Source organism: Mycobacterium sp. E2327 (genome assembly GCF_001672675.1).
Classification (GTDB): Bacteria; Actinomycetota; Actinomycetes; order Mycobacteriales; family Mycobacteriaceae; genus Mycobacterium.
In genome coordinates this window covers 23,012-45,567 of the sequence record NZ_LZKE01000022.1, presented here as the reverse complement: position 1 = coordinate 45,567, position 22,556 = coordinate 23,012, and the positions used below count along the sequence as shown (strand labels likewise).

The window sequence follows — 22,556 nt, the reverse complement described above, 5'->3', positions numbered from 1 at the left end:
CCGGACTATCAAGTCTCCAGACGACCGGTGGCGAGGGCCTCGCGCAGCTCCTTCTTGATCACCTTGCCGAACTGATTGCGCGGCAGCGCATCGACGATCACCAGGCGCTCGGGGTGTTTGTAGCGGCTCAACCCTTGCGAATGGCAGTGCTGCACCAGGGATTCCAGCGACACGTGGTCGCTCGACGCCGGTACCACCACGGCGCAGACGCGCTCGCCGGTGCGCGGGTCGGGTACTCCGACGACCGCGACGTCGGCGACAGCGGGATGGGTGGCCAGCGCATTTTCGACCTCCTGCGCCGAGACATTCTCCGCGTTGCGGATGATCGCATCCTTGATCCGGCCCGTGACACGGACGTTGCCATTCCCGTCGATCAGCCCGAGATCCCCTGTGCGAAGCCATCCTTCGGCGTCGAATGCGTCGGCGTCGAGCGCGGCATCGGCGTAGCCTAGGAAGCATTGGGGTCCCTTGAGCCGCAGCTCACCCTCCTGCCCGACGGGCAGTTCGATCCCTGCGTCGACGACCCGGACGCTGACGCCGGGTCCCGGTGCGCCGACGGTGTGGTCGAGCACCTCCGGCGCCCCGGTCAGCGGCGGTGAGGTGGCGACCGGAAACTCGGTGAGGCCCCATGCGTTCGCGATGCCGGCCACACCGAAGGTCTCGCGGACCTGGTGGCCCAGTTCGGGGGTGATCGGCGCGCCGCCGGCCAGGCAGCCACGCACGAACGGGAACAGCGGCTCGTCGCCGTGGTTGCGTTGAGCTTCGAGGAAGGCCAGGAAGAACGGTGTCGCCATGCCCAAAAAGGTCGGGTTGTGGGCGGCGATGGACAGCGGCGTGGTGGCCGGGTCGAATACCTCGAACAGCGCTAACCGCATGCCGGTCATCAGCCCGACGGCCAGCATCACGGCACCGCCGATGTGCGCGAAGGGAAAGCCGATGGGGTCCACGTCGCTAGCGGTGATTCCCATCTTTTCCGCCAGGCCCGTTGCGGGCGCCATCACCGACGCGTCGGTATGGCGAATTCCCTTGGGGGCCGCGGTGGTTCCGGACGAGTAGTAGATCCATCGCGCGGCGCCGGTAGGTCCCGGCGGCCGGCCGAGGGCATCGGCGCTCGCGCGGGGCAGCCGAAGCTCACCGGCCGCCGGGGGCGTCGCAAGGTCGACGGTGATGACGCGGAAGCCCCTGTCCGTGGCCAGGGCCCGCGCTAGGCCGCCGTAGTCGAATCGGTGCCAAAACTCGGGCACCACAAGGAATTCGGTAGACAGCTGGGCGGTGATGAAGCCGACCTCGTGTTCACGCAGTATCGGGATGATGGGGTTCTGGACCGCGCCGAGTCGGGCCAGCGCCGCCATGACGACGGCGGTTTCCAGCGTCGTCGGCAGTTGCCAGGACACCACGGTTCCCGCGCCTATCCCCCGTGCAGCGAACGCGGCGGCCGTCGCGCACGCGGCGTCGCGGAACTGGCGTGCGGTCAGGCTGCGGCCATACTCGTCGGCGAGCAGCGACAGGTCCGGTCTTCGCCGTGCGGCCTCGGCAATCAATGCCCAGTAGGTGAGGTCCTTCATCCGGCCGGTGGCGCGGTGATCGGCCGAAATCCAGAGTGCGCGATGGCAACTGACACGGAACTGCCGATCGGGCCGTGGTGGTCGACGAGCACGGCCGAGCCGGTGGCGACGCCGTCGTGGCTGTAATGCGTGAGCGAGGCCAGCCCGATGTGGGGTCCTTCGGGCAGCCGGGTCAGCGTCAGGGTGTAGTCGACGTTGATGAACTGCAGTCCGTTTGTGCCCCAATTGGCCAGTGAGGCCGTGATGTCCGCGCCCATGGCCGCGCGGGTGAAAGGGGTGAGCGGCTCGCCGTCGATCAGCGAGCGTGTCTCGTGCAGCCAGGTGTATTTCGGTCCCGAGGTGTGGGGCCAGTCGGGATCGGGATTCTGAATGTCGGTGCCCCAGCCGTAGGTGCGCATGAACAGCGACGGCGCGGGGCCGTCGTCGATGGGCAGCGGCGGCATCTGCACGGCCGGTGACCACACGTCCCCCTCGGGCTGCGGGCCGCGCCGCAGAAACAATGCGCTCCCCCGCGCGACGGGTGTACCGCGCTGGGTGAGGACGGTCTCGACGAGTCGCAGTCGCCGACGGTCGTGGTGCACCTGCGTGTGGACCTCGATCGGTTCGAGCGCGGTGGGCGCGGGTAGGTCGACGGTCAGCCGCGCGGGTTGCAGTTGCGGATCCTCCACCGCGCGTTCGGCGGCCCACCCCAAGAGACCGCCCACGACGTGGCCACTCAGCGACGGACCCCAGCCGCCCCGCGCGATTCCGTTTGGCACAAAACGGTTTTCGTCGCGCAGAAAGTATGGCACCTGCGCCGCGGAATCAACCTCATCCGGCGCGGTATTGGTTTCGGTCAAAGCGCGGCTCTTTCTCGTCAGGACGGCAACAGTTGATATTACAGTTTCTGTTTCCAGTCCAACCGAGAGGACTACGCGATCGCGGCGCCCACCAGGTGTCCGATCGCGTAGGTGACCGCCAACGCGAGTCCACCGCCGATGACGTTGCGGGCCACCGCCCGCCCCTGCGGCGCGCCGCCCAGTCCGGCCGACACCGCACCCGTCAGCACCAAGGCCAGCAGCACCGCGACGACGGTGGCCGGGATTCTCCATGCCGTCGGCGGCACCAGGATCACGATCAACGGCAACAACGCGCCCACGGTGAACGACAGCGCCGAGGACATCGCCGCTTGCCACGGATTGGTCAGCTCCTCGGGGTCGATACCCAGTTCGATCTCAGCGTGGGCGACGAAGGGATTGTGGTCGGTGAGCTCCTCGGCCACGGTGCGGGCCGTCGCCGGTGACAGTCCCTTGGCCTCGTAAAGCTCGGCCAGCTCGTCCAATTCGGCGGCCGGGTCGTCGCGCAACTCCTGCATTTCCTTGGTCAGCAGCGCCTGCTCGGTGTCGCGCTGCGTGCTGACCGAGACGTATTCACCCAACGCCATCGACACGGCCCCGGCGACCAGACCGGCGACGCCGGCGGTCAAGATCGGGCCGCGTTCCACCGTCGCCGCCGCGACGCCCACCACGATGCCCGCGGTGGACACGATCCCGTCGTTGGCGCCGAGCACGCCGGCACGCAGCCAATTCAGCCTCGACGAGACCGAACCCACATGGGGTTCGGCGGGGTGGGAGGTAGTCGACACGTCCGCAACCATATACGGCGAAATGGCTTCCGACCAGCAAATATAGGCTTGCCAAAGCGAGCGCAGCCTTGCCTCATTCGCCGTTCTCGGTGACGTGTCGCCGCCCAAACGTTGCGCATGGGCCCGTCACAGCTAATCCATAGACGCACTATCTAACGTGTGGGTTGTTGGGGGGTTCTAGGAACTCACTTATGGACAGGTGAAGGACTATGAAATTAAAGCAATTGATCGCGGGGGGAACCATCGCCGGCGCTCTCGGCGCCGCCGCGTTGGGTATGGGCGCCGGTTCGGCGTTTGCCGCTCCGGGAGCGCCCCCGCCGGCACCCGGTAACCACGGTGGCCCGGCGCCCGGGGATCACCGCCCGGCCGGACCGAATGACCCGGGTGGCCCGGGCGGGCCCGGCAATCCTGGTGGTCCTCCGGGTGGTCCCGGCGGGCCCGATCACCGCGGTGGACCGGGCGGTCCCGGCGGGCCCGGCGGCCCCGGTGGACCCGACCATCCTGGCGGACCCGGTGGCCCCGGCGGACCCGACCATCCTGGCGGACCCGGCGGCCCCGACCATCCCGGCGGACCCGGCGGTCCCGACCATCCCGGCGGACCGGGCGGCCCCTGGCATGGCGACCCGCAGCGCGGCTACTTCCACGGCGCCCCGTGGGGCGACGGGCCCGGACCTTGGGGTTACGGTCCACCGCCGCGGCCGGCGTGGGATCGACCGCTGCCGCCACCCGGCGGGCCGTGGGGGTATGGCCCCATCCACTACTACGGCTACGACGAGACGCCCGTCTGGGATCCCGGCTTCAACCAGTGGGGGTTCTGGTTCTTCGGGGTCTGGATCCCGCTGTAACAGGCCGACCGGCCCGATGCCCGTCTCGCCGACCGGCGGGGCGGGCATCGGCGGGATCGGTTGAGCCTAGGCCACTTTGGGCTTGATCTCCTCGATGACCCACTGGGCGTAGTCGAGGTACTCGTCGATCCCGCGGACGGCGGGAACCGGCACGGCGCTGAAGGTCACCCCCTGCTCGGCGAGCCAATTCAGGCGGTCGACGATCTCCTGAGCGCTCATGCCGGGACGCGCGTGTGGATCGCTGACGGCGCGATGTCCCTCGCCGACGCGGTTGGTGCCCAGCCCGTGCATCACCTCGAACGGGCGCCCGTCGTAGGCGGGTTGATCCTTGATGAACTCGACCCGCTCGGCGATCTTTTCCGGCGGGGTCAGAAACGGCCACCACCCGGAGGCGAATCGCGCCGCGCGCTTCAGCGCGGCATCGGCGTCGCCACCGATCCATACCGGAAGATGCGGTTTCTGAATGGGTTTGGGCTCGAACGCCATGTCGTGGAACGAGACGTAGTTGCCTTCAAATCGGGGCGAGTCGCTGGTCCACAGCTCGATGATCGCCTCGAGGTACTCGTCGGCGATGCGGCCGCGTTCGCGGAAGGGTACGCCGAGGAAGTCGAATTCGCGCTCGAGCCAACCCACTCCGAAGGTCACCATCATGCGCCCGCCGCTCATCCAGTCGGCGGTCGCCAGCGCCTTGGCGAGCACGATCGGATGATGCAGCGGCAGGATCGTGACGCACGAATTCAGCCGAATCTTCTCGGTGGCGCCCGCGATGTAGGCCTGCGCGACAGTCGAGGAAAGGTAATGCGGGCCCGACAGTTCGACATGGTCGGTGGGGATGACGTAGTGCTCGGGGATCGCGACCATGTCGTAGCCCATCGCCTCGGCGCGCTTGGCCATTCGGGTCTGATCGGCGCCGGTCACGCCGGCCTCCCAGGGCTGGGTGATCACCTTGAGGCGCAGCATGTGCGGTAGCGGGAAGGCGAACTTCATTTGCGCTCCTGGCGTGCTCGACGACCACTGTGTGGCATTGTGACTGGCCGAACGGCATGCGGTCGATGACATAGCAGAACCGCTATAATATGGCATGTCTTCTTACGGCGGTGATCTGGTCCGCGAGGCCCGGCGCCGGGCCGCCCTTACGCAAGCCGAGTTGGCGACCCGGGCCGGCACAACCCAATCCGCAATCGCGCGTTGGGAATCCGGCCGGACCGCTATCAGTCTCGATGACGTCCGTCGGCTGACGCGCTTGTGCGGCTTCGATCTCGAGCTCATGCTCGTACCGCGCGATGACAGCGACATCGCTCAGGCGACGCGGCTGGCGGGGCTGAGTGGCCAGGAACGGATGGATCGGCACGCCCGGGTGGCCCGGCAACTCGCGGCGCTGCGACAGGCGGGACGGGATTGAGTTGGAACTCGATTTGCCTCGCATGCTTGGGGCCCTGCACCGAAACAAAGTCGCCTACGTCCTCATCGGCGGCCTCGCCGCGGTCTACCACGGTTCTCCCTTTCCCACGGAGGACGCCGATATCACCCCCGACATCGGCCGGCGGAATCTCGACAACCTCGCGGCTGCCCTACGGGAACTCAACGCAAGGGTCCGCCCCGAGTCCGAGCCGAGCGGCCTGCCTTTCAGCTGTGACGGCGAGACACTGGCCGGCGCGCAAACCTGGAACCTCACAACCGACGCCGGCGATCTCGACATAACTTTTAAGCCTTCTGGCACAGGCGGATACCGTGATTTGCGCCGAGACGCGGTCCAGGCCCCGCTCTATGGAGTAAACGTGCGCATCGCGTCGCTCGGTGACGTCATCCGGTCAAAACAGGCAGCGAACCGACCCAAGGACCAGCGAACGTTGCCCACCCTTCGGGAAATCCTCGCCCGGCGGCGCGGCTAGCTCTTGGTGCCGACGGTGATCAGGTCCGACACGACCCGCGTCCACAGCGGCCGTTGAATGCGGTGTTGATCGCTGATGGTGAACCCGGCGTCCTCGAACAACGTCCGCATCTCGGCCGGCGACGCGTTGTGCTGTGGTTTCCACCGATTGGTCGCGGGAGCCTGCAGCATCGGTTGCCGGGTGCTCAGGGCGGAGACGGCCACCAGCCCGCCGGAGGCCAGCACGCGATGGAATTCCCGCAGGGCCGCGGGTTGGTCGAAGAAGTGAAAGGCCGACGTCGTCACAACGGCGTCGAGTGCCCCGTCGGCGAAGGGCAGCTGCTCGGCCGGACCGCGCCGCCACTGCACCCGGTCGGACCGGGCGCGCGCCTGGGCCAGCATGCCGTCGGACATGTCGACGCCGTAGATCTCGTCGGGATGCAGTTCACGCTCGATTCGATCGCTGAGAATGCCCGTGCCGCAAGCGATGTCGGCGATCTTGCGGCAGTTGTGGGCGCGCAGTTTCGCGATCACCTCGTCGTGTGGCGGGCGGTACACCCACCGCTGCAGAAAAGGCAGGTCGTAGGCCGGGGCGAGGAAGCTCCACATCCGGGTGACCGCATCGTTGAGCCCGCGGCGCTGAGCTGACGTCATCCGCCCAGTATGACCTTGGTCGCCGCGCCAGTGTGCGCTGGCGGCTTTGCGGGTGTACCCACGGCGGAATCTCGGCCGCTTTCCCGCCCAGGATGCACACGAAAGACCAGGATTTACACGCGAACGCCGGGCCGGGCTAGTGCCGGCCGGGACCGCCCGGTCCGGCGGGACTGCCCGGTAATCCAGGCCCGCCGGGGCCACCCGGGCCACCCGGACCGCCGGGCCCGCCCGGGCCGCCGGGCCCGTTTGCGGCGGGGAGCACGAACACGCATTGATTCAAGTCGACGCTCCACGCCCACCCCGGCGCGCAGGGGGGCGGATCGTCGGCCCTGCTGATCGCCGGCGCGGCGATCGCGATCACCGGCAGTCCCGCCAGCGCGAACGCGAACGCGCCGATGGCGCAACGCGTTCGAAGGTCCCTTGCTTCGGTCATGTCGGTCCTCCTCATGCCGTATGCCTATCGATTTAATCGCTCCGCGCGCGTGTTTACCGGCATTTTTGCGATTTTCAGGTCACCCGGCGGTGGTGAAGGTCCGGCGGTAGGCGTCCGGCGTGGTGGCAAGCGTGTCCCGGAAGTGCCGTCGCAGCGTGGCGGCGCTGCCGAAGCCGCAATCGGTTGCGATGCGCTCGATGGGTAAATTGCCGCGCGTCGGCCGGACCGAACTCCGACGTCGACGGCCGAGCGCTCGCGGCCGCGCCCAATTGAGGACTTCCTATTTGAGGACTTTGAGCAACTCCTGCGCGAGCGGCCCCGCCGAGGCGGGATTCTGCCCGGTGTACAGGTTTCGGTCGACGACGGTGAAAGGCTTCCAGATCTCGCCGCGGACGAAGTCGACGCCCATCTTCACCAATTCGTCCTCGGCCGTCCAGGGCGCCGTCTCACGCAAGCCGACACCGTCCTCCTCGTCGTTGGTGAAGGCGGTGACCCGGTAGCCGGCGAAGGGCGAGACGCCGTTGCGCCGGGTGGCCAGCATTGCGACCGGCGCATGGCACACGATGGCGAGGGGCTTACCCGACGCGAGCGCGGCGGTGAGCAGCCGGCCCGAGTCGGCGTCCCGCCACAGGTCCTCCATGGGACCGTGCCCGCCGGGGTAATACACCGCGTCGTAGTCGTCCAGGCGGGCGTCGGCCAGTTCGATTGGCCTGCGCAACTCTTCGGCGGACCGCAGGATCTCTTCGAGCTGGCGGGCGATCTCCTCGCTGCCGGCCATCGAGGGACGGAGGCTCATCACGTCCACGTAGGGCACCACGCCACCGGGAGTCGCCACCACGATTTCATGGCCGGCGCCGCTGAACGCGCTGTACGGGGCGGCGAACTCCTCCGCCCAGTAACCCGTCGGGTGCCTGGTCCCGTCCTTCAGCGTCCAGAAGCTTGTTGCGGTCATGACGAACAGGACTTTGGCCATCAGCCGATCCCTCCGTTTGAGCCGGCGGGCCTCTGGGAAGTCATGCGGGCATACCGACGGCAAAAGTCTATGTTGTCCCGCAGCCGACGGCAATCGGCGCATGGTCGTTGCAGGCCGACGCGGCGGATCGGGAATCGCTTGTGCGGCAACGCAATAAGTTCATCGTCAAGCCCAGGCTCGCTGCGTCCACGAACAGTGGTGCCGCACGAAGTCAGCGAAGAGCCAGGGCGGTGGATTGACCCCTCAAGAATCTGGGTATGACCTGGTCATCCCATCGATTGGGTGTCGGCTTTGAGAAATGAAGTGAGCACGTATGGTCGGCTGGCTGGACAGGCTGCAGCGGCGGAACCGCCCCGTCGGCGTAACCATCGCCGTCATCTACAAATACCTGGACGACCAAGGCGGCTATCTGTCCGCCTTGATCACCTACTACGGGTTCGTGTCGCTGTTTCCACTGCTGCTCCTGCTGACGACCGGGCTGGGGGTGATTCTGGCCGGACGCCCCGACCTGCAGGAGCAGGTGCTGCACAGCACGTTGAGCCAATTCCCCGTCATCGGAAGCCAATTGCATCAGCCCGAGGGGCTCAGCGGCGGGACCGTCGCGGTGGTCGTCGGCATCGTGGGCGCACTCTATGGCGGCCTGGGCGTCGGGCAGGCGGTGCAAAACGCGATGGACTCGGTGTGGGCCGTGCCAAGGAATAAGCGCCCCAACCCAATCCTGTCGCGCGTGCGCAGCGCGCTGCTGTTGTTGGTTCTCGGTTCGGCTGCCGTCGCGTCCACCGTCCTGTCCGCGATCGGCCAGGCCACGGGCTCCCTGGGCTTCGTCGGAAAACTCGGCCTCACGCTCGCCGCCATCGCCATCAACGGGCTGATCTGCCTGGTGGCGTTTCGCGTGACCACCGCCCGCCAGCTCAGCTACCGTCAGGTCTGGCCGGGAGCGCTTGCGGCGGCGTTGATTTGGCAGATCCTGCAGCGGTTCGGCGCCGGCTACGTCGCGCACACGGTCAAGAGCGCCAGCGCGACCAACAGCGTCTTCGCTTTGGTGCTGGGGCTGCTGGCCTTCTTGTACCTCGTCTCGACGACACTGGTCCTGTGCGCCGAGATCAACGTCGTTCTCGTGGAGCGGCTATACCCGCGCGCGCTCCTCACCCCGTTCGCCGAGGACGCGGATCTCACCGAGGCCGACCGTAAGACCTACGCCAAGAGAGCAAAAGCCGAGCGGGTGAAGGGGTTTCAGCGAGTCAGCGTCCGATTCCGCGACCTCACCCGCAATGAAGGCGATGAACAAACGCCGACCGTCCGCAGCCGGCCCGCCGGCTAGTCGGCGCCGCGTCCCGTCTGCTGTTGCAATTCGTCGATCAGCTCGGAGGCTTGCGCTTTCGTCATGTCGTCGGGAACGTCGCGACCGGCCTCCTGGGCCAGGGTATGTAGGTAGCTGCGCTGGGGTCCCGTCATCGGCTCGTCGCCAGTTACCCACTCGGACCTGTCCTTCTCGGGACTCTCGCGCGGGGCTTGTTGCGTGTCGTCAGTCATGCACTAGAGATAACCATCGCACGGGTGTTCGAAACGTGTCGCCGGAGAAAGTTCGCCATCGCGCTCGGCGCCGGGTCGTAGCCGGCCGTCAGGCGTCGATTACCACGCGGTCGCTTTTCGCCCGCGACACGCAGACCAGCATTTCGTCGTCGCCTTCCACGGTTCGGCCCCGGCGATCGACCTGCCCCCCAAGCACCTTGACCTTGCATGTCCCGCAGAACCCTTGCTGGCACGAATACGCGGTCGCCGGTTCGCGGTCGAGCATGACGGCGAGCGCCGACCGGTTCGCCGGCACGCTGAGCACCCGATTGCATCGCGCCAACTCGAGTTCGAACGGGACACCGTCGACAACCGGCGGCGGGCTGAACCGCTCGTAGTGCAGTGGCGCGTCGACGTGAGCGTCCCGGGCCGCACGAACCGCTTCGAGCACGGCGGTCGGCGCGCAGATATACACGGCCGTCGCCGGGCCGGCGCCGGCCAGGAGCTCGTCGGTGGTCGGGAAGCGGCCCCGCTCGTCGTCGGCCCAGACGGTGACCCGGTCCGCGTCCACCGCCAGCACCTCGTCCAGCAGCGGCATGTGGTCGCGTCGCCTGCCGGCATAGATTGCGCGCCAGTTGATTCCGTGCTGATGCGCCAGCCGGATCATCGGCAGGATGGGCGTCACCCCGATGCCGCCGATGATGAACAAGATGTCACGTTCGTCGGTGACGAGATAGAACGCGTTGCGCGGGCCCTCGAACTCCAACGTGTCGCCCACGTCGAACGCGTCGTGCATTTCGATGGAACCGCCGCCGCCGTCGGCGATCCGGCGCACGGCGATGCGGTAGTCGGTGCGCCGCTCGGGCGGACCGCACAGCGAATACTGCCGGCGGCGACCCGAGGGCAGCCGAACGTCGATGTGCGCACCGGGAGTCCAGGACGGCAGCAATCCGCCTTGGGGATCGGCCAACGTCAATGCGACCACGTCGGGCGTGAGAAGCTCACGTTTGATCACCGTCGCGGTGATGGTCCGCTGCACCGGCGATATCTGCGACGGCGTCCATCGCGACGCCGACGCGAAGCCGCCGAAGAGTGAACCCACACCCCACAACGCCGTGTAGCTCCGGTCGCGCTTGCGGCGGCCGTAGAGGTCGGCGGGTCTGCTCGCCCAAATGCTCTCTGCCATGGTCAATTTCCTATGCCTGCCGAACACCGGAGGTCAGCTTGACCCACTCGCCCGTATACCGGGCGACGACGTCGGGATGCGAGGCGACCACCCAGTGGCCGCCCTCGATGGAGACGATCCTGCCCTCGGGCGGTATCGAGCCGGTGAACCGCTGCAGGGCGGGCGTCACGAAATAGTCTTTGCGCGCCACCAGCACCTGCACCGGGACGTCGGTCTGCGGCAGCTTCTCCGGCGGCGCCAAGATCGGTGCAGGCATGTTGGCACGGTACAGGTTGAGCCCGTTGAGGTAGTCATCGATCGAGCGGATCGACGCCGCGCGCCGTTGGCCGCGGCGCCGAGAGCGGCCGATAAGCTCCACCGCCTCAAAGACTTTCACGGTCGCCCGGGATCGGATCGCCATCTCGGGCGCGCCCGGGCACAGAAAGAACCAGATATACGACGAAGCCAGAAGCTGTTTGACGACGTCGGGCACGGCGCGGGGCGTGCGCGCCGTGCGCAGGAACCGGCCCGCGTAGTTCAGGTGCGGCCCGGAGATCGACGTGAACGAGGCGATTTTGCCCATCACCGTGTCGTCGGTGACCGCGGCCCAGCCCTGAATCGATCCCCAGTCGTGGGCCAGGAGGTGGACCTCGTCGACACCCAGGCTGTCGATCACCGAGTCGATGTCATCGACGAGCTGGTTGAGGTGATACCCCGATCGATCTGCCGGCGTTGAGGATTCGCCGGCGCCACGCACGTCGAACGCGACGAAGTTGTACCGGTCGGCGAGTCCCCAGGCGACGCCGTCCCATACGTGGTGATTATCCGGGTAACCGTGAATCGCCAATATGGTCGGCCGCTCGGGGTCGATCCCGGTGTGCGCGTGCACGGCGAGCGCCACCCCGTCGGAGGCGGTCACGGTGCTGGTATAGGTCATGCTCGAGTTCTCCGCGGGCTCAATGCGACGCCCGCGCGGCGGGCGATCTGGCCAAGTAGTCGACCGCACGTCCCACGCCACCCAGTTGGGAAGGGTGAAAGCTCGGCCGGTAGTACGCGCCGATGACGCCCAGGAACTCAAATGGGCCGGGTACCAATCCGCGTCGCGCCGCGCGGAAGTAATCCCGCCAGCGCGGTTTGGTCCCCGGCGGCAGGTTCGGGTCGACGGAGTACATGAACCGGACGCCGCGGACGAACAACCACAACAGCGCCGGCGTGACCAGTAGCTGGGTGCGCACCTGCCGCCAGTAGCCCGCGCGCAGATGCTTCATGGTGTCGAACGCGACGGCCTTGTGTTCGACTTCCTCCGCGCCGTGCCAGCGCAGCAAATCCAGCATCACCGGGTCGGTGCCCAAGGCGTCATGTTGCGGCGTGTCGAGGATCCATTCACCCAGGATGGCGGTGTAGTGCTCGAGGGCCGCCACCATCGAAACCCGTTCGAGCAACCAGCTTTCCCGTCGCCGCCGGCTCCACTGGGGCCGGTCGCCGATGAGCCGCTGGAACAGCCAGGCCATCTGGTCGGTGAACGGTGTCACGTCGATGCCCTTGGCCGCGAAGTGCCCGAGCACCCCCGAGTGTGCCTGGGAGTGCATCGCCTCCTGGCTGATGAATCCCTGCACGTCCAACCGCAGCTGATCGTCCTTGATCAGCGGCAGGGTGCTCTTGAACGCCTCGACGATGAACTCCTCGCCCGCCGGCAGCAGCAGGTGCAGGACGTTGCAGAAGTGGGTGGTGAAGGGCTCGTTGGGCACGTAGTAGAACGGCAGCGTGGCCCAGTCGAAGTCGACGTCACGCGCCTGCAGAACGATCCGCTCGTGATCGAGGGATGCGTCGTGCGGGCCCGTCGCCTGGTCATCGACCGTGAACATGGTGGACCCCCCAACGTCATGATCATTACGCGGCGACCCGCTGCGCCCGGCTTCGCCGCCCTTGCGATCGCCGCTACGCACTGCGTTGCGCCTCCCCCTCAGCCTCGGTGATCAGGCCCTCCTGACGCAAGAACCGCACGAGGTTCTCGACCGTCTTCGTCAGGGCCGGCTCCCGCAGATGAACCTTGGCCAGCGTGCGAGCATGCCGGTATTGGGTGTTGTCGTAACGCTTTTCCCGCATCGCCGCGATCTTGTCCGCCGACCGGGTGAGGAAATCGACCAGCGGATAGAGCTGATCGCGCGGCGTGCACCGGCGGTTTAGCTGCTCGGTGAAGGACGGGATGTCGTGGTAGTCGAAGCGGTAGCCGTAGCGTTCCGACAGGATCCGCGTGATGTCGGTCAGGTTGTAGTAGTCATCCGCGGTCATGTTAAAGACGCTGCCCGCCTCCGGGGGGAGGTCCATCAGGGCGACGATGTGGTCGGCGATGAGGTCCGCCGGCAACATGCTGAGCTGGTTGAGCGCGTTGACGGCCACCCCGTGCTCGATCATGAACGCGGTCAGGCGCACCAGGATGTCGTCCTCGCTGCCGAAACCCGCGCGGGTGGGCGAGATCAGCGAGGGCCGGAAGATGCGCACGTCGAGCCCTTGCCGCTGCGCTGCCAGGACCAACTGCTCGGCGACCCACTTGGTCTGCGAGTAGCCGAAGTCCAGACCGCTCATCTTGGTGTTGGCATCCCACTCCCCGACCACCGGCTCGGTGCTCCAGCCGTAGATGAACGTGCTGGAGACCAGGTGGAAGGTCTTGCGGTGAGCGGTCATCGCCAGGCGCAGAAGCTCATGTGTGCCAATCACATTGGCCGCGCGCAGCGCGTCGTAGGTCCTGACGTAGTTGACCAAGGCGCCGTTGTGGACGATCGCGTCGACGCTTTCGGCCAGTCGCCGGAACGCCGCCTCACCGATGCCCAGGTGGGGCTGGGCGAGATCACCGCAGATCACTCGCACCCGCGCCCGGACCTCGGCTTCGAGAGCCGGGGACCACAGCTGGGCGCGGCGCAGCGAGGCGACGATCCGGTCCAGCCCGTGGGCGGCGTCCGTGGCGCGGACCAACGCGTGGATCGTGTAGGAAGTCTGGCCCAGCAGGCTGTTCACCAAGAACGGCCCCAGGAATCCGGTCGCCCCGGTGAGCAGGATGTCGCTCGCCGGGCCCGATTGCGCGATCGGCAACGCCGGCAGCGGCAGCCGCGCATCGGCGCGCATCTGCTCGATCTCCTGCGCCTCATACCTGGCGGAGATCTGGTCCAGCGCCTGCCGCAGTGCCTCCACGGGCTGCCCGGACCGATCACCGAATTGCCGCATGAGCCGGAAGAACTCGGCGACCGTCAGGCGCTGAAGCAGGCGCGTGTTGACCTCTTCGGCCAACTCCCCCGCCCCGTGCTCTTCCAGTAGCGCCTGTAGGTCCGCGCGCAGCTCCGCCAGAGCCAGCGAGTCGATCCCGAGATCGGCGAAGGAGCAATCTTCGTAGCCGGTGAGGTCGTAGCTCTCGATGAGGTTTTGGAAGCGTGCGAGGGGGCCCGCGCTGGCGTCCGGCCCGTTGTGGGTGTGGTGGGCCGTCTGGTTAACCCAGCTCGCCAGCGCGGGCAGCTTGCCGTCCAGCCACAACTGGCGGGTCTGCGAGCGCCTGATCTTTCCCGAGGTGGTCTTCGGGATGCTGCGCGGCGGCGCGAACACGATCGTGTGCGGATCGATGTGGCCGTGCCGGCGGATCGCTCGCGCCAGGGCCTTGCCGTCCGGGAGGTCATTACCATCCCGCACCTCGGCGACCACGATCAGCGCTTCCTGCTCCTCGGACTCCTCGCGTTCGACCGCGAATGCGGCGACGCAGCCGTGCCGGACTTGCGGGGCGGATCGTTCCACGACGGCCTCGATGTCCGACGGGTAGCAGTTGACGCCGCGGACGATGATCAGGTCCTTGGTCCGGCCGCAGACGAACAGCTCGCCCTCGTAGAGGAAGCCGAGATCGCCCGTCCGCAAATAGGTGTGCTCGTCATCGCCGGCGATGCGCGCGCCGAAGGTTTCCGCGCTGGCATCGGGGCGATGCCAGTAGCCGCCCCCCTTGGAGGGTCCGTCCACCCAGATCTCGCCGACCCGGCCCTGGCCCAGCGCCTGGCGGGATTCGGGGTCGACGATGCGGACCACGTTCCCGGCGACCGGCTTGCCGCTGCTTACCAGGCGGGCCTGATTGTTGTTCTCCGGCAGCGCCTTTTCGACCCGCACCACGTTCTGCTGCAGGGCCCGCTTGTTCACGGCCAGGGTCTGGCGCCCCTGCAGGGACACGATCAGGGTGTTCTCGGCCAGGCCGTAATTGCCGGTGACGGCATCGGGGCGCAGGCCGTAGGGGGCGAAGCGCTCCCGGAAGCGGGTAAACGTCTTGGCCCGCAACGGCTCTGCCCCGATGAGCAATGACTGGAGGCTGCTCAAATCGATGCCCTCGAGATCCGCCGCGGGAAGCTTGTCCTCGCGCAGGCAGTACTCGAGCGCGAAGTTCGGCGCGGGCGTGCGGGTGGCGTGCACCTCGCTGATGAGCCGCAGCCAGGATGCGGGTCGCTTCAGGAAGTCCTCCGGTGACATCCCGTGCGTAGTCCCGCCGAGCACCACGATGAACAGGTAGGCGGAGATCAAACCCATGTCGTGGTGCTGCGGCAGCCAGCTCACCGCCACCTCGATGTCGGGGAAGGCCGACGCGTTGGCGATGACGTTGGAGTGGGTCACCACCACGCCCTTGGGATCGCTGGTTGAACCGGATGTGTACTGCAGGAAGAGCACCCGGCCGGGCGTGTCGCCAACGGGGGCGCCGCCGAAGTTGCGCGTCCCGTCGGTCGCGACCCACGGGAGGTCCGGAAGCCGCTCGGCGTCCGGCCACGGCATCGCCCCCTGCCGGTGGTTGAGCAGCTGACGGAAGCCGGACTCGAGTTCCTTGGTCGACAGCACCGCCTTCGCCTGGCAGTCGCGGGCGATGAAGCTCAGCTTCGCCAGTCCCGACTCGAATGCCATTGGCAGCGGGGGGCTTACCGGAACGGCGATGACGCCGAGGCGCGCGCAGGCGTAGAACGCGGCCACCATCTCCAGACCGGGCGTGTAGACCAGCAGTGCTCGATCTCCCGGCCGGAGCCCGGCTTCAGTGGACAGGTAGGCGGCCAGCTCGCGCGTCCGCTCCGCGAAGCTCCGGAATGTGTAGTGCTCGAGCTCATGGCCGTCGGCATCGACGAACCGGAAGAGGGTCTGGTCCGGTTTCCGCGCTTCCCACATCTGCAGGTAGTCGATCAGAGTCTCCATCACGGAGTCACTCCCCTTCCAGGTTGGTGGCCCGATTTAAGCCGAAATCAAAAGAAGAACTGGTTACGTCGTAATTCACCCACGGTAGCGCCGTTAATCCATGTCCCGCAAAGCCATTTCGACGCCACACACGGATTTCACAGGTACGCGTGACGCATCCCACAGCGGAGGCATTTTCCGGCGAGCCAGGAATTGTTTATGCGGATACTGGTTTCAGTAGTTCAGTGCGCCCTCCCTCCTCGATAAACCCTGGTGGAGCGGCGGTACGCGAATACTGACCTACGGACACGCGACGTTCCGTACGCAACGACCCAGCCCGGGTGCGGGCGACCAATGACAGCGTTCTGATAAACCGGCCAGAAAGGGCCCCTTTGCAAATTCGCCGCTATTGCGGAGTTGCTTTTCCAACACGCCTAAGGCCAGCCGAATGACGACCGCAATTCGACGTGTGGGCGAGATGGGCGGAGCGGCGACAGCGGCCCGGGCAGGACTCAGAATCTACGGATATACTGAAACTGACTTACTGATCAACTGTCTACCGGCTACGACGAGAGAGTCCCCATGAGCACCCCGGACCGCATGGCCGCGGCGCCGACCGATCGCTTCGCGGTCGGGCGCACCCGTAATCCTCGCACCCGACGAACGGTTGACCTCACGCCCGCCCAGCATCGAGCTCTCGACATCTGGCAGCGAGAGGCCGCCGACCGGCTGGGCGTCGCCCGCGTCACCGGGCAAGAGGTGCTCGCCACGCTCGTCGACCAACTGCTCAACGACCCCAAACTCGCGGCCCAGATCACGCGCACCATCCAGGCCAAGCGGTAGCGCCCTCGTCAGGATTCCAAACGCCGCGAATCGATTCCGCGTGCCACCGCGTCACGCAGCGGCGACGCGTCGAGCGCGGCCGGTAGTTGGCGACCGACCTGTGCGATGCGGATTCGGGGTCCGGCGCGGGCGACGAGCCGGACGATGCCGTCGAAACGCTCGCCGTCGATGATCGGCGACAGCGGCTCGTCCTCGGCCTCGATGATCATCTCTTCGCCGTTGACATCCCGCACCCGATCACCGGGAAGCGTCCCGTTGCGGAGCGCCGCAGGCAGGTGCGCGATGATCCTCGACGGCCGCAGGTACCCGGCTTGGAAGTGCAGCGCGCCAGGTTCAGACGCTTTCGGGAAGAGCCGGAAACCTGCGCCGATATGCAGGTCGATCGCGCCGGCGTGCAGCAATGTGTGTGTCCGCGTAGGCACCTCGACGCCGTCGATCACCACGCGCGCGCACGTCGGCGCGAACAGGCGGGTCGCATAGTTGGACTTGTTCGAATGCCCGGGGACCACCTTGTTGGTCAGGTAGTCGCCGAACGAGCGGGCCATCACCCGAACGACGTCCGCCCGGCCATGGGTGTGGTTGTCGTAGTACTTGTCGTAGAACCGGTTACCGACACCCCCGGCGGCCAGGCCAAAGCAGAGCCGGTAAAACTTTGCGCCGTCCGCGGTTTCGCCGTCGAGCGCCAGGGTGTCCAGAAACGTTTCCGGCGGAGGCTGATTCGCCTCGGCCGCCGCGACCAGCGCGCGCAAAACCGCTTCGGGCCGGCCGCGCACCCGCGCCTTGCGCGCGACGGCGTTGACGCTGCCGCCATTGCTCGGCACGAACGCCGGCCAGTGGTCCGGATCGTCGACGCAGTGCCGGGTTTCGTTGATCAACCAGTTCAGCGAACCGTCGCCGCCGTCGCTGATCAGGTGGCTGACCCGCGGGTACAGCTGCCCGACGGTGTTGCGCAGCTCCTCCACCGAGGTGGTTTCGTGCACCTCGCCCCACGGGCCGACGATGCGGCGCATGTCGGCGGCGACATCGTGGCGCGCGGCACGGTTCTTGCGCGCAAGCGGATTGACGATGACCCCTAGATACATCTGGGGCTCCCCGACTCACGCCGGCCGGAACGCGTACTTGGGATTTCGCTGGCCATCTTCGCGACGATACCCGCGATGGCGATGTGGGCGAGTCGACGCGAATCTCCGCGCGGTCAAGGTGGAGCAAAAGCATTGCCCGGGACGGCCCCTGCCGCTTCGCGGCTATGGTGGCTGCCATGTCAGGTTGGACCGCGGCGGACCTGCCGTCGTTTTCGGGACGCACCGCCATCGTCACCGGTGCCAGCGGCGGGCTGGGCGAGGTGACCGCGCGGGAGTTGGCGCGGGTCGGCGCCCACGTCATCCTGGCGGTGCGCAACACCGACAAGGGTGACGCCGCGGCCGCACGAATGACCGGCCAAGTCGAGGTGCGCCGGCTCGACCTGCAAGACCTCTCGTCGGTGCGACACTTTGCCGACCAGGTCGACAAAGTCGACGTACTCGTCAATAACGCCGGCATCATGGCGACCAAGCGCGCGGTCACCGTCGACGGGTTCGAGGGCCAGATCGGCACCAATCACCTCGGTCATTTCGCGCTGACCAACCTGTTGTTGCCCAGGCTGACCGATCGCGTGGTGACGGTGTCCTCGCTGCTGCATCACATCGGCTACATCAGCCGCAAAGACCTGAACTGGCAGTCCCGGCCGTACTCGGCGTGGCTGGCCTACGGCCAGTCGAAGCTGGCCAACCTGCTGTTCACCAGCGAGCTGCAGCGGCGCCTGGATGCGGTCGGTTCTCCGCTGCGTGCGCTGGCCGCGCACCCCGGTTGGTCGCATACGAACCTGCAGGGCAACTCCGGCCGCAAATTCGGCGACGCGGCGGTGTTGGCCGTCGACCGCCTCGTGTCCACCGACGCCGACTTCGGTGCCCGGCAAACGTTGTACGCCGCATCGCAGGACCTGGCGGGCGATACATTCGTCGGCCCTCGGTTCGGCCTGTACGGCCGCAGCCAGCCGACCTGGCGAAATTGGCCGGCCAGGCGCGCAACCACTGCCGCCGCGCTTTGGGAGCTGTCCGAACAGCTCACCGGCACGAAATTCCCGCTCTGAGGCTGACCGCGCAGCCGTCGACGCGCCCCTCCCACGAGTCGCGGTTAGATTTGTGGGTAGCCAGTCAGCAGCTTGCTGCGCGGGTCCGCTACGGCGAGCCAGCTAACGGCGAACGAGTTCGGGTGAGGAGGTTATGCCATGTCGGATACGAACCTGGCGGTGCTACTCGCCCTGTGCGCCGCGCTGGCATCCGCGGTTGGCAATGTGATCCGGCAGCGCTCCGCGCAGGAGGTCACCGAAGAACAGGTCGGTCATCTGACGCTGTTCGGCATGTTGCTGCGCGACAAGCGTTGGTGGCTAGGCGGTTTGGGCGACATCTCGAGTTACCTTCTGCTGGCCTGGGCCCTCGACGAGGGGTCGGTGCTGTTGGTGATGTCGCTTCAGGTGACGGCGCTGCTGTTCGCGCTGCCGATCTACGCGCGGGTGACCCGCCATCGGGTGAGCCGCGGCGAATGGCTGTGGGCAATAGTGCTGGCCGCGGCATTGGCGGTCATGATCGTGGTCGGGCAACCGGCGGGTGGCCAGGAGCGCGGCTCGCTGGCAGCCTGGCTGGTGGTGGCGATCGTGATGGGCCCGCCGCTGTTGCTGTTCTTGGTGGGCGCCCGGATCTGGTCGAACCGTCCGGCCGCGGCATTGCTGTTGGCGGCGGTGGCCGGCTCGTTACTGGCGGTGTTCTCGGTGCTGATGAAGGGCGTTGTCGACGTCATCGAACACCACGCGGGAGACCTGTGGCGTACGCCCGAGCTGTATGCCTGGCTGTTCACCGGAGTCGCCGGGATGATCATCCATCAATCGGCCTATCGCGCCGGAGCGCTCACCGCGTCGCTGCCGACGATCATCGTCGCTAAACCCGTCGTGGCCGGCGTGCTCGGAATCACCGTGCTGGCCGAGACTTTGAACGCCGACGGCACAGGTTGGTTACTGCTGGCGGTGGCTGCGGTGGTGGTGATCGTCGCGACCATCGGTCTGGCTCGGGGCGAGGCGGCGACCATGGCGGCCGGCGCCGGGCGCGACGTGAAGCTCACCGACCGGCCGAAGGCGGCATCCCAAGCCTGAACCTGTTCAGCCTGAACAGATTTCGAAGGTGAATTCGTGGCCGCAGATGGAGATGCGGTCGCCGTCAGCCAGGGTCGCGCTGGTGCGGATCCGTCGGCCCGCGACGTCGACGCCGTTGGCCGACTGCAGGTCGGTGATCACAAAACTGTTCCCGGTGTCGACGATCACGGCGTGGTGGCGGCTGACGGTGTCGTCGTCGATGACGATGTCGTTGTCGGCGAGGCGGCCGATCCTGGTCGTCGCCCCGCGCAGCGGATGACGACCGCCGGCGGCATCGCGCAGGTATGCTACGACGAAGTCGCGTGAGTCCTCGGTAGGCCTACGCATAGTCGCGACAACACGTTTCGCCGTTGCGCGGGCCACCTGTTTGACGTCGAGCGGCTCCTGGCGAAGGATCCGCTGGTGCAGGGTTCGCAAGGTGGGACCGGGGTCGATGCCCAACTCGTCGGCGAGCGTCGTCTTCAGCCGGCCGTACGCGTCGAGCGCGTCGTATTGGCGCTCGTTCAGGTAGTAGGCCGTTATCAGCTGTGCCCACAACGGTTCTCGGTAAGGGTGCTCGGAAACCAGCGCTTCGAGCTCGCCGATAACCGAATGGACTCGCCCGCAAGCGATCTCGGCTTCCGCACGCGCGGTCAGCGCCACCAGCTTGTCCTCCCCCAGCCCGGCGGCGAAGGCCTCCACGAATTCGAAGTCGCGCAAGTCCTCCAGCACCGGGCCGCGCCACTCGGCCAGCGCGGTCGACAGGTGGCGGCTGGCCTGATCGAACCGGCCCGCCGCGGCCGCCTCGATCCCGGCCTTTTGCTCGACGGCGAAGCGCCCGACGTCGCATGCCTCGTCGGGCACGTTGAGCCGATATCCCGGCTGGGCGCTGACCAGAACGCCGGCGCCACCCACCAGTCGACGAAGCCGAGACACGTGCGCGTGCAGGCTCGCCCGCGCCTCGGGCGGGGGGTCCTGCTGCCACGCCGCGTCGATCAGCGAGTCGATGGCAACGGTGCGATTTCGATTGATCAGCAGGGCGGCCAGCACGGCTCGCTGCTTCGCAGGGCCCAGCGCAATCTCAATGCCGTTGGCGCACAATTGCAACGGTCCCAACACCCCGAACCGGAGAGCGTCATCGGCCATCGCGCGTCCCTTCGCCGTCACCAGAGGTACACGCGGGCGCTGCTGCCCCCGACGCAGGTAATCCAGCTGTCACCCGGGTGCTGCTGGCAGTGCATGAGGAAGTTCGAGCCGTTGCACAGCGCGCCGGGAACGGTCTTGCAGTCGACGGCGCCCGGCGCCGAGACGGCCCGAGGCAACGGGCTGGCGTTGCCGTATTCAGCCCAATAAGACGTCAGGACGCTGTTGGCGAAAAGGCATGACGTTTCCGGAGTCCCGCGTCCGGCGTGGGTGCCGAACCCGGTGGCCGTCGGCAGGGAGAAGCCTTGGTCGCAGGATTGATGCAGGACGCTCAGGTCCGGTCCCGTTATCAGCGGGGGCACCGCGGCGCGCGGTGGCGAGGTCGGCGGCTGCCCGCTCGGCCAATGGGCGACGAGCGCGATGACCACACCGACGCCCGCGAGAATCAGGGCGGCCGAGACCCCAATGACGGTCGGCAGCAGCCATTTCCGCTTGCGCTCGCTCGAACCGCGCTTCGGGAGTTCGCCCGTGGCGATCTCGTCCGTCGCACCGCCTGACGCCAGGCCGACGGTGGTAAAGGGACGGGTGCCGTCGCCGTCGGTCGACGAGCTGCCCAACGCGCGCTGCGCCGCGCGAGCGAGGGCACCCGCCGTTGCGTACCGATCGTCGGGGTCTTTGGCCATGCCGCGGGCGACAACTTCGTCGAGCGCGGCCGGAACGCGTCGATTCACCACGCTCGGGCGCGGGGGCGGCAAGACGAGGTGACCCGCCACCAGATGCTCGAGGCTGTCGCCGGCGAACGGCGCGTCTCCGGTCAGCGCCTCGTACAACACGCACGCGAGGGAGTAGACGTCCACGGCGGGCGTCGTGGCCCTGTCGTTAAACCGTTCGGGCGCCATGTAATTCAACGTGCCGATCTGGGTCCCGACCGTCGTCAGCCGGGGGTCGCCCTTGGTCTGGGCGATGCCGAAGTCGACGAGATACACGAAATCGGCCGGGGTGACGATGATGTTCTGCGGTTTGACGTCGCGATGAATCAATCCCTCGGCGTGCGCCGCGTCCAGAGCGGCGGCGACCTGCCCGATGATGGCCACCGCCCGGGCGGGCGCGAGCGGGCCCTGAGCGATCAGGTCGAGCAGCGTCTGCCCCTGCACCAGGCGCATGTCGATGTAGAGGCTGCCGTCGATCTCGCCCCAGTCGTGGATCGGAATGACGTGTGGCTCCTGCAGCATCGCCGCCGCCTGGGACTCGCGCTGGAACCGGGCCCGAAACGTGTCGTTAGTCGAGAGCTCGTCGGCGAGGATTTTCAGCGCGACGGTCCGGCCTTTGCCGGTGTCGTATGCCTCGTACACCACCCCGCCGCCGCCCTTGCCGAGCAGACGCGTGAGGTTGTACTTGCCGAACGTCGTACCGACGCGCGAGTCCACCACCACCGCCTCGATTCCTCGGGTACCGAGGCAGTATCTCCCGAGGCGGCCGGGCGATGCAGCTCTTTGCTGCGCGAGCCTTCACCGGCGGGTCGTCGGCCCGGCACAAGGTTGGCGCAAGAAACGCGCAAGGTCGGCGCCGCAGCCTCTACGTGACCGGG

At 67.3% G+C, this 22,556-nt stretch carries 22 protein-coding genes and 1 pseudogene; 7 read left to right on the top strand and 16 right to left on the bottom strand.

Features of this window, described 5'->3' with window-relative positions; all coding sequences use genetic code 11:
- Positions 1 to 8: 8 nt before the first annotated feature.
- From A5712_RS02525 to A5712_RS02515, 3 genes are all read right to left on the bottom strand, one after another.
- Positions 9 to 1,565 (bottom strand): class I adenylate-forming enzyme family protein, encoded by a 1,557-nt coding sequence (locus A5712_RS02525; RefSeq protein ID WP_068100830.1) that lies wholly within the window; start codon positions 1,563 to 1,565, stop codon positions 9 to 11.
- Positions 1,562 to 2,344 carry a thioesterase family protein gene (locus tag A5712_RS02520; RefSeq protein WP_156766381.1) on the bottom strand — a complete coding sequence of 261 codons (783 nt, stop codon included), beginning with the start codon at positions 2,342 to 2,344 and terminating at the stop codon, positions 1,562 to 1,564. Before A5712_RS02520 ends, A5712_RS02525 begins: the two co-directional genes overlap by 4 nt.
- A 131-nt stretch (positions 2,345 to 2,475) precedes the next feature.
- Positions 2,476 to 3,189 carry a VIT family protein gene (locus A5712_RS02515; protein WP_068100859.1) on the bottom strand — a complete coding sequence of 238 codons (714 nt, stop codon included), beginning with the start codon at positions 3,187 to 3,189 and terminating at the stop codon, positions 2,476 to 2,478.
- 209 nt (positions 3,190 to 3,398) lie between these two features.
- On the opposite strand from A5712_RS02515, the gene A5712_RS31700 reads away from it, so the two are divergent.
- A complete protein-coding gene (locus A5712_RS31700; RefSeq protein WP_156766378.1) occupies positions 3,399 to 4,034 on the top strand; it encodes a chitin-binding protein in 636 nt (211 codons plus the stop codon).
- A gap of 66 nt (positions 4,035 to 4,100) precedes the next feature.
- On the opposite strand, the gene A5712_RS02505 is transcribed toward A5712_RS31700, so the two are convergent.
- The gene (locus A5712_RS02505; RefSeq protein ID WP_068100824.1) at positions 4,101 to 5,021 is read right to left on the bottom strand and encodes a TIGR03619 family F420-dependent LLM class oxidoreductase; all 921 of its coding nucleotides are present in this window, start codon (positions 5,019 to 5,021) and stop codon (positions 4,101 to 4,103) included.
- Positions 5,022 to 5,115: 94 nt separating this feature from the next.
- Between A5712_RS02505 and A5712_RS02500 the strand changes: the two genes are divergently transcribed.
- Positions 5,116 to 5,436: a helix-turn-helix transcriptional regulator gene (locus A5712_RS02500; protein ID WP_068100822.1), complete on the top strand. Its 321-nt coding sequence runs from the start codon at positions 5,116 to 5,118 to the stop codon at positions 5,434 to 5,436.
- Between the two features lies 1 nt (position 5,437).
- Complete coding sequence (locus A5712_RS02495; RefSeq protein ID WP_068100820.1) at positions 5,438 to 5,926, top strand: hypothetical protein; 489 nt, start codon at positions 5,438 to 5,440, stop codon at positions 5,924 to 5,926.
- Here A5712_RS02495 and A5712_RS02490 read toward each other — a convergent pair.
- From A5712_RS02490 to A5712_RS02480, 4 genes and pseudogenes are all read right to left on the bottom strand, one after another.
- Complete coding sequence (locus A5712_RS02490; protein WP_068100818.1) at positions 5,923 to 6,558, bottom strand: class I SAM-dependent methyltransferase; 636 nt, start codon at positions 6,556 to 6,558, stop codon at positions 5,923 to 5,925. The two genes, A5712_RS02495 and A5712_RS02490, sit on opposite strands and share 4 nt — an antisense overlap.
- 136 nt (positions 6,559 to 6,694) lie before the next feature.
- A complete protein-coding gene (locus A5712_RS31695; RefSeq protein ID WP_068100816.1) occupies positions 6,695 to 6,991 on the bottom strand; it encodes a hypothetical protein in 297 nt (98 codons plus the stop codon).
- Positions 6,992 to 7,070: 79 nt separating this feature from the next.
- Positions 7,071 to 7,193, bottom strand: a pseudogene (locus A5712_RS32600) (helix-turn-helix domain-containing protein); the annotation flags it as partial.
- Positions 7,194 to 7,271: 78 nt separating this feature from the next.
- Entirely contained in the window at positions 7,272 to 7,964 is a 693-nt protein-coding gene (locus tag A5712_RS02480) for a type 1 glutamine amidotransferase domain-containing protein (protein ID WP_193376435.1), read from the bottom strand.
- Between the two features lie 313 nt (positions 7,965 to 8,277).
- Between A5712_RS02480 and A5712_RS02475 the strand changes: the two genes are divergently transcribed.
- Complete coding sequence (locus tag A5712_RS02475; protein WP_068100814.1) at positions 8,278 to 9,285, top strand: YihY/virulence factor BrkB family protein; 1,008 nt, start codon at positions 8,278 to 8,280, stop codon at positions 9,283 to 9,285.
- On the opposite strand, the gene A5712_RS02470 is transcribed toward A5712_RS02475, so the two are convergent.
- From A5712_RS02470 to A5712_RS02450, 5 genes are all read right to left on the bottom strand, one after another.
- Entirely contained in the window at positions 9,282 to 9,497 is a 216-nt protein-coding gene (locus A5712_RS02470; protein ID WP_068100812.1) for a DUF3072 domain-containing protein, read from the bottom strand. The genes A5712_RS02475 and A5712_RS02470 overlap by 4 nt on opposite strands.
- Before the next feature lie 88 nt (positions 9,498 to 9,585).
- Complete coding sequence (locus A5712_RS02465; RefSeq protein WP_068100810.1) at positions 9,586 to 10,662, bottom strand: PDR/VanB family oxidoreductase; 1,077 nt, start codon at positions 10,660 to 10,662, stop codon at positions 9,586 to 9,588.
- A gap of 10 nt (positions 10,663 to 10,672) precedes the next feature.
- The gene (locus A5712_RS02460) at positions 10,673 to 11,578 is read right to left on the bottom strand and encodes an alpha/beta fold hydrolase (RefSeq protein WP_068100808.1); all 906 of its coding nucleotides are present in this window, start codon (positions 11,576 to 11,578) and stop codon (positions 10,673 to 10,675) included.
- A gap of 19 nt (positions 11,579 to 11,597) precedes the next feature.
- Positions 11,598 to 12,506: a metal-dependent hydrolase gene (locus A5712_RS02455; protein ID WP_068100806.1), complete on the bottom strand. Its 909-nt coding sequence runs from the start codon at positions 12,504 to 12,506 to the stop codon at positions 11,598 to 11,600.
- A gap of 73 nt (positions 12,507 to 12,579) precedes the next feature.
- Positions 12,580 to 15,840 (bottom strand): thioester reductase domain-containing protein, encoded by a 3,261-nt coding sequence (locus A5712_RS02450; RefSeq protein WP_068100804.1) that lies wholly within the window; start codon positions 15,838 to 15,840, stop codon positions 12,580 to 12,582.
- Positions 15,841 to 16,401: 561 nt separating this feature from the next.
- Here A5712_RS02450 and A5712_RS02445 point away from each other — a divergent pair.
- A complete protein-coding gene (locus A5712_RS02445; protein WP_068100802.1) occupies positions 16,402 to 16,662 on the top strand; it encodes a hypothetical protein in 261 nt (86 codons plus the stop codon).
- 8 nt (positions 16,663 to 16,670) lie between these two features.
- Here the strand turns inward: A5712_RS02445 and A5712_RS02440 are convergent, their stop codons facing one another.
- Positions 16,671 to 17,744 (bottom strand): diacylglycerol kinase family protein, encoded by a 1,074-nt coding sequence (locus A5712_RS02440; RefSeq protein WP_156766377.1) that lies wholly within the window; start codon positions 17,742 to 17,744, stop codon positions 16,671 to 16,673.
- A 176-nt stretch (positions 17,745 to 17,920) separates the two neighbouring features.
- Here A5712_RS02440 and A5712_RS02435 point away from each other — a divergent pair, with 176 nt between their 5' ends.
- Positions 17,921 to 18,790 carry an oxidoreductase gene (locus tag A5712_RS02435; protein WP_068100855.1) on the top strand — a complete coding sequence of 290 codons (870 nt, stop codon included), beginning with the start codon at positions 17,921 to 17,923 and terminating at the stop codon, positions 18,788 to 18,790.
- A 138-nt stretch (positions 18,791 to 18,928) separates the two neighbouring features.
- Positions 18,929 to 19,846 (top strand): DMT family transporter, encoded by a 918-nt coding sequence (locus A5712_RS02430; RefSeq protein ID WP_068100800.1) that lies wholly within the window; start codon positions 18,929 to 18,931, stop codon positions 19,844 to 19,846.
- 6 nt (positions 19,847 to 19,852) lie between these two features.
- Here A5712_RS02430 and A5712_RS02425 read toward each other — a convergent pair whose 3' ends face one another.
- Positions 19,853 to 20,971, bottom strand: coding sequence for a BTAD domain-containing putative transcriptional regulator (locus A5712_RS02425; RefSeq protein WP_068100853.1), 1,119 nt, complete (start codon positions 20,969 to 20,971; stop codon positions 19,853 to 19,855).
- Between the two features lie 17 nt (positions 20,972 to 20,988).
- Positions 20,989 to 22,395 (bottom strand): serine/threonine-protein kinase, encoded by a 1,407-nt coding sequence (locus tag A5712_RS02420; RefSeq protein WP_068100851.1) that lies wholly within the window; start codon positions 22,393 to 22,395, stop codon positions 20,989 to 20,991.
- Positions 22,396 to 22,556 lie beyond the last annotated feature (161 nt).

What these genes read in the sequence shown, in the direction of transcription:
- A5712_RS02525 (WP_068100830.1), bottom strand. Translation starts at nt 1,565, where the DNA reads ATGAAGGACCTCACCTACTGGGCATTGATTGCCGAGGCCGCACGGCGA.
- A5712_RS31700 (WP_156766378.1), top strand. Translation starts at nt 3,399, where the DNA reads ATGAAATTAAAGCAATTGATCGCGGGGGGAACCATCGCCGGCGCTCTC.
- A5712_RS02505 (WP_068100824.1), bottom strand. Translation starts at nt 5,021, where the DNA reads ATGAAGTTCGCCTTCCCGCTACCGCACATGCTGCGCCTCAAGGTGATC.
- A5712_RS02500 (WP_068100822.1), top strand. Translation starts at nt 5,116, where the DNA reads ATGTCTTCTTACGGCGGTGATCTGGTCCGCGAGGCCCGGCGCCGGGCC.
- A5712_RS02490 (WP_068100818.1), bottom strand. Translation starts at nt 6,558, where the DNA reads ATGACGTCAGCTCAGCGCCGCGGGCTCAACGATGCGGTCACCCGGATG.
- A5712_RS31695 (WP_068100816.1), bottom strand. Translation starts at nt 6,991, where the DNA reads ATGACCGAAGCAAGGGACCTTCGAACGCGTTGCGCCATCGGCGCGTTC.
- A5712_RS02480 (WP_193376435.1), bottom strand. Translation starts at nt 7,964, where the DNA reads ATGGCCAAAGTCCTGTTCGTCATGACCGCAACAAGCTTCTGGACGCTG.
- A5712_RS02475 (WP_068100814.1), top strand. Translation starts at nt 8,278, where the DNA reads ATGGTCGGCTGGCTGGACAGGCTGCAGCGGCGGAACCGCCCCGTCGGC.
- A5712_RS02470 (WP_068100812.1), bottom strand. Translation starts at nt 9,497, where the DNA reads ATGACTGACGACACGCAACAAGCCCCGCGCGAGAGTCCCGAGAAGGAC.
- A5712_RS02465 (WP_068100810.1), bottom strand. Translation starts at nt 10,662, where the DNA reads ATGGCAGAGAGCATTTGGGCGAGCAGACCCGCCGACCTCTACGGCCGC.
- A5712_RS02460 (WP_068100808.1), bottom strand. Translation starts at nt 11,578, where the DNA reads ATGACCTATACCAGCACCGTGACCGCCTCCGACGGGGTGGCGCTCGCC.
- A5712_RS02455 (WP_068100806.1), bottom strand. Translation starts at nt 12,506, where the DNA reads ATGTTCACGGTCGATGACCAGGCGACGGGCCCGCACGACGCATCCCTC.
- A5712_RS02450 (WP_068100804.1), bottom strand. Translation starts at nt 15,840, where the DNA reads ATGGAGACTCTGATCGACTACCTGCAGATGTGGGAAGCGCGGAAACCG.
- A5712_RS02445 (WP_068100802.1), top strand. Translation starts at nt 16,402, where the DNA reads ATGAGCACCCCGGACCGCATGGCCGCGGCGCCGACCGATCGCTTCGCG.
- A5712_RS02440 (WP_156766377.1), bottom strand. Translation starts at nt 17,744, where the DNA reads ATGTATCTAGGGGTCATCGTCAATCCGCTTGCGCGCAAGAACCGTGCC.
- A5712_RS02435 (WP_068100855.1), top strand. Translation starts at nt 17,921, where the DNA reads ATGTCAGGTTGGACCGCGGCGGACCTGCCGTCGTTTTCGGGACGCACC.
- A5712_RS02430 (WP_068100800.1), top strand. Translation starts at nt 18,929, where the DNA reads ATGTCGGATACGAACCTGGCGGTGCTACTCGCCCTGTGCGCCGCGCTG.
- A5712_RS02425 (WP_068100853.1), bottom strand. Translation starts at nt 20,971, where the DNA reads ATGGCCGATGACGCTCTCCGGTTCGGGGTGTTGGGACCGTTGCAATTG.